Origin of the sequence: Tabrizicola sp., from assembly GCF_030694085.1 — a bacterium.
GTDB lineage: Bacteria > Pseudomonadota > Alphaproteobacteria > Rhodobacterales > Rhodobacteraceae > Tabrizicola.
In genome coordinates this window covers 25,643-43,698 of sequence record NZ_JAUXZE010000032.1, presented here as the reverse complement: position 1 = coordinate 43,698, position 18,056 = coordinate 25,643, and the positions used below count along the sequence as shown (strand labels likewise).

Sequence of the window (18,056 nt, the reverse complement as noted above, 5' to 3'; positions counted from 1 at the left end):
GATTTTTCTGACTTTGGCGCCCCCGGGGCCGAACCTGCACCCTGCACGCCGGAATTCAACGCGATGATGGCCGAATACACGAGTCTTTGCGAAGGAACAGCCGGGTCCGCCACATCCAGGAAGACTGCGGCAACCTTCGGGGCCAGCGGCTTGCTGACCCATGTGCGGTCGGCTGCCAGGACCGGGCCGAATGGTCAGACGCTGCCGCCGTCGCGTCAGGACCGCAGCCCCTGGAACCAGGCTGAACTGGCCGAGGGGCGCCAGCTTCTCGACCGCGCCTTCCCCGCCGAACGGCTCTCCGCACTTGAAGGACGTTGGTTGCTGGAACATCCGCTGCCGTCAGCGGTTGACCTGCGCATGCCGAACGAACGGCACAACACCAGGAGACGACGAATGTTCAATTCCAAACCCCTGCTGGCCTCTGCGGCGCTGGCTGCGCTGGTCGCTGCACCGGCCTTCGCACTTGACCTCAGCTCGGACATCACCATCGGTGCGGCGCCCGAGGACATGACCACCGTGTCAATGATGAGCGATTCAGCCTTTGTCGGCAACGAGGTCCGCACCAAGGACCAGATCGTTATCGGCCAGGTCGATAACGTCTATGAGGCCGATGGCGGCCCGGTCGCCGTGGTCACGCTGAACAGCGACTTCGGCGCGAAGTCCAGCGTCAAGTCCTTCACCGTCCCGCTGGCCAGCGACATTACCGCCGATGGTTCGCTGACGCTGGGCTGGACCGAGGCCGAGCTGATCGCCGCGATCTCGTCGAACATCGACCCGACCGCCCCGGCGCAGAACGACTCGGATGACGACGACAAGTCGGACGACGACAAGTCGGACGATGCGGCCGAGGGCAGCGGCGGCTGACACCCCGCCCCAAAGGATCATACGGCCCGGCAGGCGGCTGCCGGGCCTTTTTCATGACGTGATGCCAAAAAAAAGGCCGAGCTTTACGCTCGGCCAAGTCCAACAGGGAGGTACGAAGGGACGAGAGCACGCTCATCGCCGCTTCGAGTGTTCAATTAGTGCCCCATGCTTGCGCAAACAAGTCTGGAATGCCCGACGTTTGGGCATTGCCGCTATGCAAATGCTGCATGGCAGCAATTCAGGCCGCCGCCTCCTCGGCCTGCCTGCGGCGGAAGGCCATGATTTCCTCGGTCACGAAATCCCGGAAGGCCGCCACGCGCTTGGAATGGCGAAGCTCTTCGGGGTAGGCCAGAAAGACCGGCACCTCGGCGCTTTCAACCTCGGGCAAGACCCGGACAAGATTGGGAAAATCGTCGGTCAGATAATCCGGCAGAACCCCGATCCCCAGATGGTTCAGCACGCCCTGCAAGACCCCGAAGTAGTTGTTCACCGTCAGGGTCGACGGAATGTCATGGGTCATGAGTTCCGCCACCAGAAGCGCGCCCGCCGCCACCTGCGGCGTGCCCGCATGCTGGCTGATCAGCCGATGACTGCTGAAATCGTCCATCGACTGTGGCTCGCCGTGGGCCTCAAGATACTCCGGCGTCGCGAACATCTGCATCTTGATCTGCATCAGCCGCTTGCGGATCAGGTCGGCCTGGGACGGCTCCTTCATGCGGATCGCCACGTCCGCCTCGCGCATTGGCAGGTCCAGGACCCGCTCTTCCAGCATCAGGTCGATCTTCAGCGCCGGATACTTCTCATAAAGGCGCGCAAGCCGGGGGGCCAGCCAAAGGGTCCCGAACCCCGTCGTCGTCGTCACCCGCAACTCGCCGAAGACCTCGTCCTCGCTGTCGCGGATCCGCGCCGCCGTCGCATCCAGCCGCCGCACCATCTGCGTCGTGGCATCAAACAGAAGCTCGCCCTGTTCCGTCAGGATCAGCCCCCGTGCGTGCCGGTGAAACAGCGTGACGTTCAGGCTTTCCTCCAAAGCCCTGATCTGCCGACTGACCGCAGATTGCGACAGGTGCAGCACATCCCCCGCATGGGTCAGGCTGCCCTTCTCCGCCACGGCGTGAAAGATCCTCAGCTTGTCCCAATCCATACTCACCCTCGCCTCAAAGCGTTTTGCACCCTACCACGTCCGCCCCTTCATAGGGAGACAGCATCGCATGTAAACCCCGGCTTGGCCGACCGGCGGGCGCTCGCTTGGGCCTTTCGCCCCAGGCCCGTCCCCCCTATGATTGCCGAAAAGGCATCCCGCGCAGCGATTGCGCCCAGGCGAAAGAGGCAGGCATGGCAGTTGGCGTCTTCGATTCGGGCCTTGGCGGGCTGACTGTTCTTGATGCGCTGACAAAGCGCCTTCCCGACATCCCCTTCGTTTACTTCGGAGACAATGCCCACGCCCCATACGGCGTCCGCGACCATGATGACATCTTCGCCCTGACTTGCGCCGCGACTGAACGCCTTTGGGCCGAGGGCTGCGATCTGGTCATCCTTGCCTGCAACACCGCCTCCGCCGCCGCGCTGAAGCGGATGCAGGAAACCTGGCTCCCGCCGGACAAGCGAGTCCTTGGTGTCTTCGTGCCTCTGATCGAGGCCCTGACCGAACGCCAGTGGGGCGACAACTCCCCCCCGCGCGAGGTGGCCGTCAAGCATGTCGCCCTTTTCGCCACCCCCGCCACCGTTGCCAGCCGCGCCTTTCAGCGCGAGCTGGCCTTCCGCGCCATCGGCGTCGATGTCGAAGCGCAGCCCTGCGGCGGTGTGGTCGATGCCATCGAACAAGGCGACGAGATCCTGGCCGAAGCCCTCGTCCGCTCTCATGTCGAGGCGCTGAAACGCCGGATGCCGGCACCCGAGGCGGCGATCCTGGGCTGCACGCATTACCCGTTGATGGAAAAGGTCTTCGCCGATGCGCTGGGGCAGGGGGTCAAGGTTTACAGCCAGGCCAACCTGGTGGCCGAGTCGCTTGCCGACTACCTGCAACGCCGCCCGCAGTTCGCCGGCACCGGAACGCAGTCGAAGTTCCTGACCACCGGCGACCCGGCCTCTGTGTCGAACAAGGCCACCCAGTTCCTGCGCCGGAAGATCACCTTCGAGGCGGCCTGATGCTGCCCCTGACCGAGTGGCGCGCGGCCCGCCTCGCCGCTCTCAGCGCCCCGGATGGCTGGCTCAATCTGGTCGCACGGATCGAGCTTGCCCCCGGTCGCTATGCGGTTGGCGCAGCGCAAGAGGTGCAGCTTCCCTCCGGCCCCGATCTGCTTGGGACGCTGGACCTGAGCGCAAGGGACACAACCTTTTCCCGACCGGGAGGTGCGCCAGAGCCCTTCCAGCCCGTCCCGGACGCTTTCCCGCACCTTCGCGTCGATCCGTTCTTGCTTGAAATCCACACTGTCGATGGCATCCCGGCCTTGCGGGTCCGCGACCTGACGCTGACCCGCTCGGTCAACCTGCGCTTCTATCCCGAGGCTCCGGCCTGGATCATCCGCGCAAGGTGGGAAAGCTTCGCACCGCAAGTCTCGGAAGTTGAAATGAAAGACGGCTCCACTGCCGCTGTGACCCTGACGCACCGTGCCACCTTCCAGCACCACGGCCAAACCGTCACCCTGACACCGACCCACTGGAAATCCGGCAAGCCGATGTTCGTCTTCCGCGATGCCACAGCCGGAGAGACCTACCCGGCCTGCCGCTTCCTTTTCGGCGAAGACGCGACCGAGACCGAGATCACCCTCGACTTCAATCGCGCCATCTCGCCGCCCTGCGCCTTCACCGATTACGCGATCTGCCCGCTGCCGCCGCCCGGCAATATCCTGCCCTTCAGGATCGAGGCGGGCGAGTTGGCCCCCTGATGTGACCCGACCGTGGGGTGGGCGATATCGCCCACCCTACCGGGCCGAGCCGCCTTTGAGCAGATCGCCGTCATCGACCCCCACGGTGCCATCGTCGCGTAAGGTGCGCTACAGCTCACCATCCTAGCCCACCATTCCGCGGAACGCTGCGAAACTCGCTCTGGCGTAGGGTGGGCAATCTGCCCACCGCCCTCACACGCGCATCGCGCCATAGGCATAGCGGTATGCCAGGGCCACTCCCCCGGCTCCGCCGACCACGTTGCCCAGCGATACCCACAGCAGGTTCCCCGCAATCGCTGCGGTCGGCGCCTCAGACCCGGCCCAGAGCCCGGCCGGAAACAGGAACATGTTGGCCACCGAATGTTCAAGGCCCAGCGTGACGAAAGCCGCTACCGGCCAGAGCACCCCCAGGATCTTGTCCGTCGCCGTCCGCGCCGCAAAGCTCAGCCAGACCGCAAGGCAGACCAGCGCATTGCACAAGATGCCGCGCACGAAGGCCTCGACCGGGAGCAGGGCGGCCTTGGCTGAGGCGGCCTTTGCCGCCACCGCGCCCATCGGCCCGTCCAGAAGGCCCGACATCCCGAAGGCCAGGGCCAACCCCACCGCACCCACCAGGTTGCCCAGCCAGACGATCCCCCAGTTCCGCAGCAGCGCGCCAAGGCTGATGCGCCCATCCACCGCTGCCATCACCATCAGCGCATTGCCGGTGAACAGCTCCGCTCCACCCACGACGACCAGGATCAGTCCCAGCGCGAAGACCACGCCGCCCAGCACCCTTTGCGGCCCGAAGCCGGGGTCCGCACCCACCATCGCCATGCACCAGAACGCCGAACCGAAGCCGATGAAAGCCCCGGCCAGCAGGGCAAGGGTCGCCAGTCGATGCAAGGGCAGCCCGGCCTTGGCCACGCCAGCCGTTTCGATCAGCGCAGCAATCTCGGCGGGCTTGTAGGCATCATGGCTGTCCACGGGCATATCGACCTCCGTTTGTCCGCAGCATAGGGCTTTGCGGTCCCCGGCAAAGCGAAAAGGCACGCCCGGGGCGTGCCTTTCAAAAGCTTTCCAATTTCTTAACGTCCGCAACCAACCTATTGAAATCGTGGGGAGGTCGGGAAATGACCACTGTGGACACTTAGTCCTTGGCGCGCTCGACATAGCTGTCGTCGTCGGTGTTGATCACGATCCGCACGCCCGGCCCGATATGGGGGGGCACCATCACCCGCAGCCCATTCTGCACAACCGCCGGCTTGTAGGAAGACGAGGCGGTCTGACCCTTGGTGACCGGCTCGGTCTCCAGGATCTCGACGGTGATCTTCTGCGGCACTTCCATCGCGATCGGAACGCCGTCGAAGGTCTTCACATAGCAGCGCATGCCTTCCTGCAGGTAGGCCTTGTTGGCGCCCAGGATATCCTCGGTGACGACGACCTGTTCGTAGGTGGTCGGCTCCATGAAGTGGAACCCCTCGCCGTCCTCATAAAGGAAGTCATACTCCCGCTCGTCGACGGTGGCCTTTTCCACCATCTCGGTCGTCCGCCAACGTTCCGAAACCTTGGTCCCGTCCGAAATCCGGCGCATGTCGACGCTGGTGGTGGGCGTGCCCTTGCCGGGGTGGAAGTTCGAGGCGGTCAGCACGACGTAGAGCCGGCCGTCCATTTCGACGACGTTGCCCTTGCGGAGCGAGGAGGCGATGACTTTCAAAGGTCGGGTCCTTGTTATATCGGGGACCGGTCCCGTAGACCGGCATCTGCCCGCGCCCGTAACCGATCCCAACCGGAAATTCCAGATGAATCCCGCATCGACCCCGTCCAGCCCGTGGTGGAGCCCCTCGCGCCACGCGGACCGCCGCCCGCTCCTGCTGACGCGCAACCGGATTCAGGCGGCGATCCGGGGCTGGCTGGCGCGGGAGGGGTTCACCGAGGTCGATCCGGCCGCACTGGCGATCAGTCCGGGAAACGAAGCCCACCTGCATGGGTTCGCCACCGAGGCGATCGGGACCGACGGGGAGGGGCGGCGGATGTATCTTCACACCTCGCCCGAGTTCGCGATGAAGAAGCTTCTTGCGGCTGGTGAGGAGCGGATCCACGCCTTTGCCCATGTCTGGCGCAACCGGGAGCGGGGGGCACTGCACAGCCCGGAGTTCACGATGCTGGAGTGGTACCGGGTCGGCGAAGGGTACGAAGTCCTGATGGCTGATACGATGGCCCTTCTCCGCCTCGCGACCCGAGAGGCGGGGGCCGTGGGCCTGCGGTTCCGCGAGCAAACCTGCGATCCCTTTGCCGAGCCAGAGCGGCTTTCGGTGGCGGAGGCCTTTGAGAGGCATGCGGGGGTGGATCTGATGCGGTCGATCCGGGCGGACGGGTCTACCGAGGTGGAGGCGCTCGGCGCGGAGCTGGACCGGATCGGTGTGCGGCGGGCGGCGGACGATACCTGGTCGGACATGCTGAGCCGGGTCTTGTCGTCGAGGGTCGAGCCGCAGCTTGGGATGGGGAGGGTGACGATCCTTGACCGCTACCCTGCCGCGGAGGCAGCGCTAGCCAGGCGGGTGCCGGGGGATGTGCGGGTGGCAGAGCGGTTCGAGGTCTACGCCTGCGGGGTGGAGCTGGCGAACGGGTTCGGGGAGCTGACCGACGCGGGCGAGCAGCGGCGTCGGTTCGAGGCGGAGATGGCAGAGAAGGCACGGGTCTATGGGGAAAGCTATCCTCTGGACGAGGACTTCCTGGCGGCACTGGAAGGGATGCCGGCGGCGACAGGAATCGCGATGGGGTTCGACCGGGTGGTGATGCTGGCGACCGGCGCGCCGCGGATCGACGACGTGATGTGGAGCCCGGTGCCGTGATCTGTCCACGGTGGGCATTCTGAGATTTGTGAATATTTTCAAACAGTTGCCTGTAATCGTTTACCGTTCTGAAAGGATTTGGCCGGGTAGCCCCCACCCCCGGCCCCTTCTCCCCACAGGGGAGAGGGGAGGCACCAGGGTCAGGCGTGGCGATCTGGCGGGCAGCGCAGGCCCAGGCCGCGCCGCCGGGCTGCCTCCGGCGGGGATATTTTGGCAAAGATGAAAGGGCTTCGGCCGGAATTCTGCCCGTCGCGCCGGGTGGTCTTGCATTGAGGGCGCGAGGGGCGCAAAGAAGGCGCGTTTCGTTTGCAGGAGCCGCGCCAATGACCCATCGCATCGCCATCCTTGGAGCCTCGGGCTATACGGGGGCGGAGCTGGTCCGCCTGATCGCGACGCACCCGTCGATGCAGATCGTGGCACTGTCGGCCGATCGCAAGGCTGGCATGGCAATGGCCGAAGTGTTTCCGTTCCTGCGGCACCTGGAGTTGCCGCGGCTGCAGAAGATCGACGAGATCGATTTCTCTGGCGTCGATCTGTGCTTCTGCGCGCTTCCGCATGCGACGACGCAGGAGGTGGTGGCGAAGCTGCCGCGCGGGTTGAAGATCGTCGATCTGTCGGCGGACTTCCGGCTGCGTGATCCGGCGGACTACGAGAAGTGGTACGGCCAGCCCCATGCAGCGCAGGAATTGCAGAAGGAGGCGGTCTATGGGCTGACCGAGTTCTACCGTGACGAGATCACGGCGGCGCGGCTGGTCGCGGGGACGGGCTGCAATGCGGCCACGGGGCAGTTCGCGCTGAGGCCTTTGATCGCGGCGGGCTGCATCGATCTGGACGACATCCTGATCGACCTGAAGGCCGGGGTGTCGGGAGCGGGGCGGTCGCTGAAAGAGAACCTGCTTCACGCGGAATTGTCCGGGGGCACGCATGCCTATTCGGCGGGCGGGAAACATCGGCATCTTGGCGAGTTCGACCAGGAGTTCTCCAAGATTGCCGGGCGTCCGGTGCAGGTGCAGTTCACGCCGCATCTTCTGCCGATGAACCGGGGAATCCTGGCGACCGTTTATGTCAGGGGCGATGCGAAGATCGTTCACCAAACGCTTGAAAAGGCGTATGAAAGCGAGCCGTTCCTGAAAGTTCTGCCCTTTGGGTTGCTGCCCTCGACGCGCGACATCGCCGGGTCGAACTTCTGCCATCTGGGCGTGATCGGCGACCGGAGGCCGGGTCTGGCCGTCGTGGTGGCCGTGCTGGACAACCTGACCAAGGGGTCGTCGGGGCAGGCGATCCAGAACGCGAACCTGATGCTGGGGCTGCCCGAGAGCGAAGGGCTGATGCTGGCCCCGGTCTTTCCGTAGGCTTGACGCGCATCAAGGCGTGCCCACCTTGGGCGTGGCATAGGCCGGTTGACGGCAGGGGACGGATGGGATGAGCGAGAAGAAGGATTTCCGGGGGCTGAAGGGCCTGAAGAAGCAGCGGCGCATCCAGATCATCGCCTTGGCAGCAGTGGCGCTGCTTGGCGCGACGGGACTGGTGGGATACGCGATGCGGGACGGGATCAACTTTTTCCGCTCTCCGAGCCAGGTCATGTCCGCGCCGCCCTCGGCCGGGGAGACGTTCCGCATCGGCGGGCTGGTGGTCGAAGGGTCGATCGTGCGGGGCGAGGGGACCGAGGTGTCCTTTGCCGTGACCGATACCAATGCGACGGTTCCAGTGCGCTACAATGGCATCCTGCCGGACCTTTTCTCGGAGGGTCAGGGGATGGTGGCGCTGGGCAAGATGGAGGGCGACACCTTCATCGCGACCGAGGTCCTGGCCAAGCATGACGAGACCTACATGCCGCAGGAAGTCGTCGATGCGCTGAAGGAGCAGGGCGTCTACGTCGACCCCAACGCCAAGCCGGAAAGCTGAGCGCGCGCCGTGGTCGGGCGGCGTTAACGCCGGTTTGCGAGGTTGCCCCCGTTGCAAAGGGGGTTGCCGATGCCGGATGTCCGTCAGATTGCCGAAGAAATCGTGGCCCGTGAGGGTGGGTTCGTGAACGACCCGGATGATCCGGGGGGGGCCACGAACCACGGAGTGACGATCCATACCCTGCGTCGCCTTGGGATCGACGTGAACCGCGACAAGCGGATCGACGTGGCAGACGTGCGGGCCCTGACCCGCAAGCAAGCGGTCGAGATCTACCTCAAGCACTATTTCGAGGGGCCTGGAATCGCGGCGTTGCCGGAGGCGCTGCAGGCATCCGTCTTCGACATGTATGTCAATGCCGGGGGCAATGCGGTGAAAATCCTGCAGCGGTTGCTGAGCGACATGGGGTTTCCTTGTGACGCGGACGGGGCTATCGGGCCTCAGACGATCCGGGCGGCGCAGATGGCTTATGAGGCGGCGCCGACGCATCTGCCGGATGCCTACGGGATCGCAAGGCGCAACTACTATTATGCGATTGCAGACAGGCGCCCGGCGAGCCGGAAGTTCGCGCGGCGGAAGGATGGCGGGAAGGGTGGCTGGATCGTGCGGGCCGAGGAGTTCATCTCGGCGAAGTACCACCTGACGGCGGCGCAGCACGCGGCGCGGGTGGCGGCATGGGGCTAGGATCATGGGGGGGATGATCGGCAAGTTGATCGGGACCCCGGCTGCGGTGTCCGCGTTGGGGCAAGCCGCGCAGGGGGTGGCGGAGATCTTCGTCCCTTCGGCCACCAAGCGGATGGAGTTGTCGGCCGAGGCGCAGATGGCGGCCTTGCGGCAGTTGGGGGAAGAGTATCAGCATCCGGCGCTGTCCTGGTTTGACCGGATGGTGAACGGGCTGAACCGGCTGCCGCGGCCTTGTCTGGCGTTCGGTACGCTGGGGCTTTTCACCTATGCGATGGTGGACCCGGTGGCATTTGCGCAGCGGATGGTCGGGCTGAACGCGGTGCCCGAGCCGTTGTGGTGGCTCTTGGGGGCCATCGTCGCCTTCTACTTTGGCGCACGGGAGACGCATTACTTCCGTAACCGGGCGGTCGTGTCTCCGTTTGCGGCGGCGGGTGCGGTGCCCGAGGAGAATGCGGCGCTGGAGGAGTGGCGGCGGGAGTGAACCTGCCGCCGATCCTTGACCTCTGATCGGGCCTCTGGCATGGCCTTGGGCATCAGAGGATGTGATCAAATGAACCTGTTCGCCGATATCCGTGAGCTTGTGGTGGCCGAATTGCAGGGGCTGATGGCTTCTGGGGTGCTGCCTGCGGGGTTGGACCTTGCTGCCGTGGCGGTGGAGCCGCCGCGCGATCAGGGGCATGGCGAGATGGCGACCAATGCGGCGATGGTGCTGGCAAAGCCCGCGGGGATGGCTCCGCGCGCGATTGCCGATGCGCTGGCGGCGCGGTTGATGGCGGACCCTCGTGTCGCGGGGGCGGATGTGGCGGGGCCGGGGTTCCTGAACCTGCGGCTGGAGCCTGCGGCCTGGCAGGGGTTGGTGCGCGCGGTTTTGGAGCAGGGAACCGGGTATGGCCGGTCGTCGCTGGGTCAGGGACGCAAGGTCAACGTGGAGTTCGTCAGCGCCAACCCGACGGGGCCGATGCATGTGGCGCACGCGCGGGGTGCGGTCGTGGGCGATGCGCTGGCGGCGCTGCTTGCCTATGCCGGGTTCGAAGTCACGCGGGAATACTACATCAACGACGGGGGCGGGCAGGTCGATGTGTTGGCCCGCAGCGCCTATGAGCGCTACCGCGAGGCGCATGGGCTTTCGCCGGAGATCGCCGAGGGGCTGTACCCCGGCGACTATCTGATCCCGGTGGGCGAGGCATTGAAGGCCAAGCATGGCGACAGCCTCCTGGACCAGCCCGAAAGTGTCTGGCTGGCGGATGTGCGAGTTTTCTCAACCGACATGATGATGGAAATGATCCGCGGGGATCTGGCCGCACTGGGCGTCAAGATGGACGTCTATTCCTCGGAGAAGGCGCTTTATGGCACGGGCCAGATCGAGGCGGCGATCGAACGCCTGCGCAAGCTGGGCCTGATCTACCAAGGCACGCTGGAGCCGCCGAAGGGCAAGGCGCCCGAGGATTGGGAGGCGCGCGAGCAGACGCTGTTCCGCTCCACCGAGTTCGGGGATGACCAGGACCGCCCGGTGCAGAAGTCCGATGGCTCGTGGACCTATTTCGCCCCCGACATCGCGTACCACTACAACAAGGTGCAGCGCGGGTTCGATGAGCTGATCAACATATTCGGCGCGGATCACTCGGGCTACGTGAAGCGGCTGAAGGCCGTGGTCAGCGCGCTGTCGGAGAACCGGGTCACGCTGGACATCAAGCTGATCCAGCTGGTGAAGCTGCTGAAGGGCGGGCAGATCGTCAAGATGTCGAAGCGGGCCGGCACCTTCGTCACGCTGCGCGACCTGATCGAGGAGGTCGGGCCGGATGTCGTCCGTTTCGTCATGCTGACCCGGAAGAACGATGTGGCACTGGACTTCGACTTCGACAAGGTGACAGAGCAGTCGAAGGACAACCCGGTCTTCTACGTGCAATACGCCAATGCCCGGATCAACAGCATCCTGCGGAAAGCGCGGGACGCTGGCCTGGACGTGAGCGATGCCTCGCTTTCCGCATCACACCTGACCCATCTGGGGCATGAGGCGGAACTGGAAGTGATCCGCAAGCTGGGCGAATGGCCCCGGCTGGTCGAAATCGCCGCCAAGGGGCACGAGCCGCACCGGGTGGCCTTCTACCTCTACGAACTCGCCTCGGACTTCCACGGATTGTGGAACAAGGGCAACGATGACGACAGCTTGCGGTTCATCCAGGGCGATACCGCAATTTCTGCGGCGAAAATCGCCCTTGTCCGGGCCGTGGGCGTTGTTATTTGCGCAGGCCTTGGTATCCTTGGCGTCACTCCGGTCGAGGAAATGCGCTGACCAACGGCGCCCCGCTGGAAACGAGGCGTATTGCAGGGGCGGATCAACCGTCTCGCAGGCAGGGGCAGCAGATGGCGGACGCGGATTATGACTTCGGCGGCGGCTACTCTCATCGGGAGGAGCCTGCACGGCAGGGTGCAAGGGAAATCCTCGACGCCCGCAAAGTGCAACGCACGATCAATATCGCAGGTGCCGTCACCTCGCTGGCCCTTGTCGTGGGCCTGGGCGTCTGGGGGTATCAACTGGCGGTGCGCGACGTGCGCGGCGTGCCGGTGATTCAGGCGATGGAGGGCCCGATGCGGATCGCGCCCGAGGACCCGGGTGGGGAAATTGCCGATCACCAGGGGCTTGCCGTGAACGCAGTGGCCGCAGTCGGGATCGCCGCACCACCGCCGGAGAAACTGGTGCTGGCGCCGCGCCCGGTTGAGCTTGCGCCCGAAGATACAGCCGGCCTGGGCGCAACTGCGGTGCCCGAGTTGGAGGAAGCCTCGGCCCCGGTGTCGGCGCTGACGGCCAATGCCGATCTGGCGCTGGCGGCGACGCCGCCCACAGAAAGCGCGACACCGACCGAAGTTGCCATCGATGCCGCCCTGGCCGAGGCGCTGGGCGAGTTCCCGGTCGAAGACCCCGTGGCGGATACGCTTGTGTTGGAGCTGCCGACCGACCCGGCACCCGAGGGCGCGATCACCGTCTCGATCCGGCCAAAGGCCCGCCCTGGCGCGCGGGCCGGGGCGGTTTCCGTCGCACAGGCGGCCAAATCCTTGCCAGCCCCGAACGAAGTAGACCCTGCGACGCTGACCCCTGGCACCCGGCTGGTGCAGTTCGGCACGTTCGACACGATCGAGGAGGCGCGGGCCGAATGGACCCGGTTGCAGGGCCGCTTTGGCGAGCTGATGGCGGCAAAGGCGATGGTGGTGCAACCGGCGGAAAGCGGGGGGCGGACCTTTTACCGCCTGCGGGCGCATGGCTTCGAGGGTGAGGATGACGCCCGGCGGTTCTGTTCCGCCTTCGTTACGGAAAATTCCGTCTGCATCCCGGTGCCGCACAAATGACCGTGGGCCAGGGCGCTGTGATCTTCGGCTGCGCCGGGCCGACGCTGTTGCCCGAAGAATGTGCCTTTTTTCGTGACGCCGATCCGTTCGGCTTCATCCTGTTCGCGCGGAACGTCGAGGACCCGGATCAGGTGCGGCGGCTGACATCCGACCTGCGCGAGGCGGTGGGTTGGCAGGCTCCGATCCTGGTGGATCAGGAAGGCGGGCGGGTGCAGCGGTTGCGCGCTCCGCACTGGCGCGAGTGGACGCCTCCGCTGGATACGGTGGATGGGGCGGGGTCGGTCGAGGCGGCGGAACGGGTGATGCGGCTGCGGGCTTCGGTGATCGCGGCGGAGCTTCGGGAGGTAGGGATCGACGCCGACTGCATCCCGACGCTGGACGTGGTGCGGCCCGCAACGCATCCCTTCCTGATGAACCGCTGCTACGGGCGCGACCCTGAAACCGTCGCGCGGATCGGACGGGCGGTGGCCGAGGGGCTGATGGCAGGGGGCGTGCTGCCGGTAATGAAGCACATGCCGGGGCATGGGTTGAGCCACGTGGACACGCACCACGACTTGCCGACAGTGGATGTGTCGGTGGACGAGCTGACCCTGGTCGATTTCGCGCCTTTCCGGGCCTTGCGCGACCTGCCGATGGCAATGACGGCACATCTGGTCTTTGCGGCGCTGGATGCAGAACGGCCAGCGACTCAGTCGCCAACGATGATCCGGGTGATCCGCGAGGAGATCGGCTTCCAGGGTCTGCTGATGTCGGACGACCTGAACATGCAGGCCTTGTCCGGGACGCTGGCCGAACGCACGGCGCGGACCATCGCGGCGGGGGTGGACATCGCTCTCCACTGCAAGGGCGACATGGCCGAGATGGTTGCGGTCGCGGGTGCGGCAGGTGTGATGGGCCCCAAGGCTCGCGCTCGGGCTGAAGCGGCGGTGGCTGCGCGGCGTCCGGCTACCGTTGATGTCGAGGCCGCCTTGTCCGAGCTGGCGCATGGCTGACGAAGACGCCTGGGAGCAGCCCGAGCGCATCGCGCCGGAGGATCGGCTGGCGGCTGAAGCTCTGATCATCGATGTGGACGGGTTCGAGGGGCCGCTGGACCTGCTGTTGACCCTTTCTCGCACGCAGAAGGTCGACCTGCGGAAGATTTCGGTCCTGCAACTGGCCGAGCAGTATCTGGGCTTCGTCGAGAAGGCGCGGAGCCTGCGGATCGAGCTTGCGGCGGACTATCTGGTGATGGCGGCCTGGCTGGCCTTCCTGAAGTCGCGGCTTTTGCTGCCGCCGGAGCCGGGCGAGGCGGGGCCGTCGGCGGAAGACCTGGCGGCGCATCTGGCGTTCCAGCTGGAACGGTTGCAGGCAATGCGTGACGCGGCGGCGCGGCTGATGGGGCGCGATCAACTGGGCCGGGATTTCTTCGCGCGCGGAATCCCTGAGGACCTGACGCACCTTCGCAAGGTAAGCTACACCGCGACGCTGCTGGACCTGATGCGCGCCTATGCGCAGATCCGCACCAAGGACGAGTTCCGGCCCTTCGTGCTGGACCGTGAACACATCTACACGATGGAGCAGGCGCTGGACCGGATGCGGGGACTGATCGGTTACGTGGGCGACTGGGCGACGCTGGTCAGCTTCCTGCCGGACGGGTGGGATGGCACGCCAATGGCGCGGCGGTCCTCGCTGGCGGCGCATTTCGCGGCGGTGCTGGAGATGGCGAAGCGGGGGCAGGTGGTGTTGCGGCAGGGCGAGACCTTTGCGCCGATCGAGTTGCGCCGGAAGGACGGATGATGACCGAGCAAAGCGAAGAGAGCCTCTTCGATGCGCCCCCGATGGGCGAGCAGGAGCGGATGGTCGAGGCGATCCTGTTCGCGTCAGCCGAGCCGGTGACGCTGGCCGAACTGGAAGCTCGGATGCCGCATGGCGCCGACCCTGCCGAGGCTTTGATGCATCTGCGCAAGCGCTATGACGGGCGGGGGGTGAACCTGGTCAAGGTCGGGGATGCTTACGCCTTCCGCACGGCGGCGGACCTGGGGTTCCTGATGCGGCGTGAGACGGTTGAGGTGCGCAAGCTGTCGCGTGCCGCGATCGAGACGCTGGCGATCGTGGCCTATCACCAGCCGGTGACGCGGGCCGAAATCGAGGAAATCCGTGGCGTGGCGGTCAGCCGTGGGACAGTGGATCAGCTGATGGAGCTGGAGTGGATTCGACTGGGACGGCGGCGGATGACACCTGGGCGGCCGGTGACCTTTGTGGTGACGGAGCAGTTTCTGGACCACTTCGGCCTGGAATCGGCGCGCGACCTGCCCGGGCTGAAGGAGTTGCGGGCCGCAGGGCTTCTGGACAGCCGACCCTTACCGGGCCAGGGGGCGACCGGGGACGAGGACGAGGAAGCCACGACCGGCCAGAGCGAGCTTTTTGAGGATTGACCCGCCCGCATGCGCGGCGATCTGGTTTTTGCCAAGGGCTGCGCCATATCAGGCAGGCGGCCGACAGGAGGGGCGGATGAATCTGAACGGCCTTTTCAGCATGCTGACGAAGATGTTCGTCCGCAGCGCCGTGGACGCGGGCATCAACTATGCCGCCAGCCGCGGTAAACCCGAAGCCGAGATGACCCCCGAAGAACGCGAGCAAGCCAAGAAGGGGCGCGAACTGGCACAGCGGGCGAAGGAAATCTCGAAGGCTACCCGCCGGTTGTGGCGCTAAGGCCGCACGCGTGGTCAAGTCCGAGCGACTCCAGACTGGACGCAAGCACACGGGGCAGGTGCAGGCCGGGCTGGAGGTAGAGGCCCGAGGCCAGCTCTCCATCCAGTGAGGTCATCCAGGTCACGCTGACGAAGGGCGGAGCGGGCGGGCGGGAATGGTAAGCCTCGACTGATCGTGGATCACCATAGACGAAAGCTTCCAACGCGGCCAGAAGGGCGGCCTCTTCTGTCTGGGTGGTCCGCCAGCGGAACGGTTGCGGCGCGGGCATACCAAACCCCTTGATCCGCACCAGGCTGATCCAGCCGTCCGTCAACGCAACCGAGCAGGCGACGGCGTGATCGGGCAGGGGGTCAGGGCGCACGTCGAATGTCAGGCGGTTGGCACAGACGGGCAGGGCGGTCAGAAAGGCCGTTATGCCTGCCACCAGACCCTGCCAGCGCGCGGCCCGCATCGGCACCCCTCCTGGTCCCTCAGCGACAAGTCTAGCACAAATGGCGCGTCAGGCCGACCGGAATTGCTTGGCGAGCTTCAGCCCCTGGCCCTGGTAATTCGAGGCGATCCCCGCGCCGTACAGCGTCTCGGGCCGCTCGGACATCCGTTCGTAGACCAGGCGGCCGACGATCTGCCCGTGTTCCAGTACGAAAGGCGCTTCGTGACAGCGGACTTCCAGCACGCCCCTGGACCCAGCGCCCCCGGCCGCAGCATGGCCGAATCCGGGGTCGAAGAATCCCGCGTAATGGACGCGGAATTCCCCGACCATGGCCAGGTAGGGAGCCATCTCGGCGGCGTAGTCCGGTGGGATCGTCACCGCCTCGCGGCTGACAAGGATGTAAAAGGCGCCGGGGTCCAGGATGATGCGACCATCGCTGCTGTGCAGCTCTTCCCAGAAGTCGGGGGCGGGGTAGTGGGCGATGCGGTCAAGGTCCACGACGCCGGTGTGCGGCTTGGCGCGGTAGCCGACAAGGGTGCCTTTCGCGGGCTTGAGGTCGACCGAAAAGCCGAGGCCTTCGGAGATGACCGCCTCGCCCGATACGAGAGGCTCGATCGCGTGCAGCGCGGCAAGCTCCGCGTCGGTCAGGACCGCCTGGCCCTGGCGGAAGCGGATCTGGTTCAGACGCTGGCCTTCGCGGACAAGGACGGAAAAGCTGCGCGGGCAAACTTCGGCATAAAGCGGGCCGTGGTAACCCTCGGGGATGCGGTCGAATTCGGTGCCGCCGTCGGTGATGGTGCGGGTCAGAAGGTCAAGGCGACCGGAAGAGCTTTTCGCGTTGGCGACGGCGGTGACGCCCTGGGGCAGTGTAAGCCGTTCCGCAAGCGGGATCACATAGACGCAGTTCTTTTCCAGAACGGCGCCATCGCCCAGGTTCACCTTGTGCATGGTGAATTCCTCAAGCCGGTCCTGCACGGTGCGTCCCTGTCCGGTCAGGAACGAGGCGCGGACACGGTAGGCAACGGGGCCAAGGCGCAGATCAAGGCTGGCCGGCTGAATCTGATCTTCGCGGATCGGGGGCTGGGCGGACAGCGCGCCCCGGGCAATCAGCTGGCGCAAGGCCTGGACAGGCAGCACTCCTGATGTCAACGCGATCCCCCCCAATCCATCCCTCGAACGGCCGGATAAAAAACCGCCCGCCATGCCGGTTGGCAGGCGGGCGGGTTTTCGATGGTCGGGCCGGAGAGATTCGAACTCTCGACCTCCCGCCCCCCAGACGGACGCGCTAACCAGGCTGCGCTACGGCCCGACACGGGGCGATACATACCGGTATTCCGGGCCGGTGCAAGCAGGAAAGCGCATCTTGTCGTCAGCCGGTGCCGCCTTCGGCACGTTCGACCATACGGGCGCGAAGTGCCGTCAGACGGCGCACGACTTCGGCAAGCTGCGCTGGGTTTCGCATGGTAGAATTGCGCGGCAACCGCCTGATCAGGCTGGAAAAAGTCACTGTCTCTGGCAGGGTGGGCTTCTTTGGTGTGCCAGCTGCGCTGTAGGGTCGAGCCAGGGCCGGCGGCGGGTCGAAGAGCGATGGCTGCGCAGGATGCAGCGGCGGACGCGGGACCTGTGGCGCGGGAATGGCTTCCGGCTCGTCGTCGACGGCAAGGAAACCGGCCTCGGGCACTTCCGGCAGGGCAGCAAGATCGTCCGGCATCGCCGTGTCCGTCGGAAGACCTGCATCGATGCTGACCGAATCGTCGGACAACCCCGCGACATGCCGCACGCCCTGATCGCGCAAGATCTTCTGGACGCCGCGGATCGTCAGGCCTTCCTCATGCAAAAGGCGCTTGATCCCGGTCAGCAGCGCGACATCCGCAGGCCGGTAGTAGCGCCGCCCCCCGGCCCGCTTGACCGGCTTGATCTGCGGAAAGCGGCTTTCCCAGAAGCGCAGCACGTGGGCGGGCGTATCCAGGCTGTCGGCGACTTCGCTTATGGTGCGGAAGGCGTCGGGCGACTTGTCCATTCCGTGCCCTTAGCGCTTCTTCCCGGCCGCCACGCGGTCCTTCACCAGGTGCGATGGGCGGAAGGTCAGGACGCGGCGGGGCGAGATCGGAACTTCTTCCCCGGTCTTGGGGTTGCGACCGACCCGGGCAGTCTTGGCGCGCACCGAGAAGGTCCCGAAGGACGAGATCTTCACCGTTTCGCCCGAGGCCAGGGCATCGGACATATGTTGCAGGACCGCTTCAACGAGATTGGCAGATTCGTTGCGGCTGAGACCCACTTCGCGAAACACGGCTTCGCTGAGGTCCATCCGGGTCAGGGTCTTCTCGCTCATCTCGTCCCCCACGAGTTGTTATCGGGCGAGATTGGGCCGGATGGATTTACGAGTCAATATCAACCACTTGTAACGCGTGGTTAAAG

General features: G+C 65.6%; 21 protein-coding genes and 1 tRNA gene. 14 read left to right on the top strand and 8 right to left on the bottom strand.

The features are described 5' to 3' along the window. Nucleotides 1–63 precede the first annotated feature (63 nt). On the top strand, nucleotides 64–864 hold the full coding sequence (locus tag Q8M85_RS04415) for a DUF6596 domain-containing protein (RefSeq protein ID WP_371135195.1): 801 nt from the start codon (nucleotides 64–66) through the stop codon (nucleotides 862–864). A gap of 238 nt (nucleotides 865–1,102) precedes the next feature. Here the strand turns inward: Q8M85_RS04415 and Q8M85_RS04410 are convergent, their stop codons facing one another. Then, a complete protein-coding gene (locus Q8M85_RS04410; RefSeq protein WP_305540743.1) occupies nucleotides 1,103–2,008 on the bottom strand; it encodes a LysR family transcriptional regulator in 906 nt (301 codons plus the stop codon). A 191-nt stretch (nucleotides 2,009–2,199) separates the two neighbouring features. Here Q8M85_RS04410 and murI point away from each other — a divergent pair, with 191 nt between their 5' ends. Continuing rightward, entirely contained in the window at nucleotides 2,200–3,012 is an 813-nt protein-coding gene (gene murI, locus Q8M85_RS04405) for a glutamate racemase (RefSeq protein WP_305540741.1), read from the top strand. Then, a complete protein-coding gene (locus tag Q8M85_RS04400) occupies nucleotides 3,012–3,752 on the top strand; it encodes a DUF1684 domain-containing protein (RefSeq protein WP_305540738.1) in 741 nt (246 codons plus the stop codon). Before murI ends, Q8M85_RS04400 begins: the two co-directional genes overlap by 1 nt. A gap of 192 nt (nucleotides 3,753–3,944) precedes the next feature. On the opposite strand, the gene Q8M85_RS04395 is transcribed toward Q8M85_RS04400, so the two are convergent. Further along, nucleotides 3,945–4,724, bottom strand: coding sequence for a formate/nitrite transporter family protein (locus tag Q8M85_RS04395; protein ID WP_305540735.1), 780 nt, complete (start codon nucleotides 4,722–4,724; stop codon nucleotides 3,945–3,947). Between the two features lie 157 nt (nucleotides 4,725–4,881). Further along, nucleotides 4,882–5,448 (bottom strand): elongation factor P, encoded by a 567-nt coding sequence (efp, locus tag Q8M85_RS04390; RefSeq protein WP_305540732.1) that lies wholly within the window; start codon nucleotides 5,446–5,448, stop codon nucleotides 4,882–4,884. Between the two features lie 85 nt (nucleotides 5,449–5,533). On the opposite strand from efp, the gene epmA reads away from it, so the two are divergent. The 11 genes from epmA to Q8M85_RS04335 all read left to right on the top strand — a co-directional run bounded on the left by epmA (nucleotide 5,534) and on the right by Q8M85_RS04335 (nucleotide 15,208). Then, nucleotides 5,534–6,586: an EF-P lysine aminoacylase EpmA gene (epmA, locus tag Q8M85_RS04385; RefSeq protein ID WP_305540731.1), complete on the top strand. Its 1,053-nt coding sequence runs from the start codon at nucleotides 5,534–5,536 to the stop codon at nucleotides 6,584–6,586. A gap of 323 nt (nucleotides 6,587–6,909) precedes the next feature. Next, nucleotides 6,910–7,938 (top strand): N-acetyl-gamma-glutamyl-phosphate reductase, encoded by a 1,029-nt coding sequence (argC, locus tag Q8M85_RS04380; protein ID WP_305540728.1) that lies wholly within the window; start codon nucleotides 6,910–6,912, stop codon nucleotides 7,936–7,938. A 97-nt stretch (nucleotides 7,939–8,035) separates the two neighbouring features. After that, nucleotides 8,036–8,491, top strand: coding sequence for a cytochrome c maturation protein CcmE (ccmE, locus tag Q8M85_RS04375; RefSeq protein ID WP_305541020.1), 456 nt, complete (start codon nucleotides 8,036–8,038; stop codon nucleotides 8,489–8,491). A 69-nt stretch (nucleotides 8,492–8,560) separates the two neighbouring features. After that, nucleotides 8,561–9,172, top strand: a complete 612-nt coding sequence (locus Q8M85_RS04370; protein ID WP_305540725.1) for a holin-associated N-acetylmuramidase — start codon at nucleotides 8,561–8,563, stop codon at nucleotides 9,170–9,172. A gap of 4 nt (nucleotides 9,173–9,176) precedes the next feature. Then, complete coding sequence (locus Q8M85_RS04365) at nucleotides 9,177–9,653, top strand: holin family protein (protein ID WP_305540723.1); 477 nt, start codon at nucleotides 9,177–9,179, stop codon at nucleotides 9,651–9,653. A 69-nt stretch (nucleotides 9,654–9,722) separates the two neighbouring features. Continuing rightward, nucleotides 9,723–11,465, top strand: a complete 1,743-nt coding sequence (gene argS, locus Q8M85_RS04360) for an arginine--tRNA ligase (protein WP_305540721.1) — start codon at nucleotides 9,723–9,725, stop codon at nucleotides 11,463–11,465. A gap of 71 nt (nucleotides 11,466–11,536) precedes the next feature. Further along, nucleotides 11,537–12,517, top strand: coding sequence for an SPOR domain-containing protein (locus tag Q8M85_RS04355; RefSeq protein WP_305540717.1), 981 nt, complete (start codon nucleotides 11,537–11,539; stop codon nucleotides 12,515–12,517). Continuing rightward, nucleotides 12,514–13,509 (top strand): glycoside hydrolase family 3 protein, encoded by a 996-nt coding sequence (locus tag Q8M85_RS04350; RefSeq protein ID WP_305540714.1) that lies wholly within the window; start codon nucleotides 12,514–12,516, stop codon nucleotides 13,507–13,509. The genes Q8M85_RS04355 and Q8M85_RS04350 overlap by 4 nt, the downstream gene beginning before the upstream one ends. Next, complete coding sequence (locus Q8M85_RS04345) at nucleotides 13,502–14,293, top strand: ScpA family protein (protein WP_305540712.1); 792 nt, start codon at nucleotides 13,502–13,504, stop codon at nucleotides 14,291–14,293. Before Q8M85_RS04350 ends, Q8M85_RS04345 begins: the two co-directional genes overlap by 8 nt. After that, complete coding sequence (scpB, locus tag Q8M85_RS04340) at nucleotides 14,293–14,931, top strand: SMC-Scp complex subunit ScpB (RefSeq protein ID WP_305540709.1); 639 nt, start codon at nucleotides 14,293–14,295, stop codon at nucleotides 14,929–14,931. Before Q8M85_RS04345 ends, scpB begins: the two co-directional genes overlap by 1 nt. Nucleotides 14,932–15,007: 76 nt before the next feature. After that, nucleotides 15,008–15,208 carry a hypothetical protein gene (locus Q8M85_RS04335; protein ID WP_305540707.1) on the top strand — a complete coding sequence of 67 codons (201 nt, stop codon included), beginning with the start codon at nucleotides 15,008–15,010 and terminating at the stop codon, nucleotides 15,206–15,208. Here Q8M85_RS04335 and Q8M85_RS04330 read toward each other — a convergent pair. From Q8M85_RS04330 to ihfA, 5 genes are all read right to left on the bottom strand, one after another. Further along, on the bottom strand, nucleotides 15,186–15,659 hold the full coding sequence (locus Q8M85_RS04330; RefSeq protein WP_305540704.1) for a hypothetical protein: 474 nt from the start codon (nucleotides 15,657–15,659) through the stop codon (nucleotides 15,186–15,188). The two genes, Q8M85_RS04335 and Q8M85_RS04330, sit on opposite strands and share 23 nt — an antisense overlap. A 48-nt stretch (nucleotides 15,660–15,707) precedes the next feature. Next, complete coding sequence (locus tag Q8M85_RS04325; RefSeq protein WP_305540702.1) at nucleotides 15,708–16,775, bottom strand: 2'-deoxycytidine 5'-triphosphate deaminase; 1,068 nt, start codon at nucleotides 16,773–16,775, stop codon at nucleotides 15,708–15,710. A gap of 94 nt (nucleotides 16,776–16,869) precedes the next feature. Further along, a tRNA-Pro gene (locus Q8M85_RS04320) sits at nucleotides 16,870–16,947 on the bottom strand. 60 nt (nucleotides 16,948–17,007) lie between these two features. Beyond that, on the bottom strand, nucleotides 17,008–17,658 hold the full coding sequence (locus Q8M85_RS04315; RefSeq protein ID WP_305540701.1) for a MerR family transcriptional regulator: 651 nt from the start codon (nucleotides 17,656–17,658) through the stop codon (nucleotides 17,008–17,010). 9 nt (nucleotides 17,659–17,667) lie between these two features. Next, complete coding sequence (gene ihfA / locus Q8M85_RS04310) at nucleotides 17,668–17,970, bottom strand: integration host factor subunit alpha (RefSeq protein ID WP_305540700.1); 303 nt, start codon at nucleotides 17,968–17,970, stop codon at nucleotides 17,668–17,670. Between the last annotated feature and the right edge of the window lie 86 nt (nucleotides 17,971–18,056).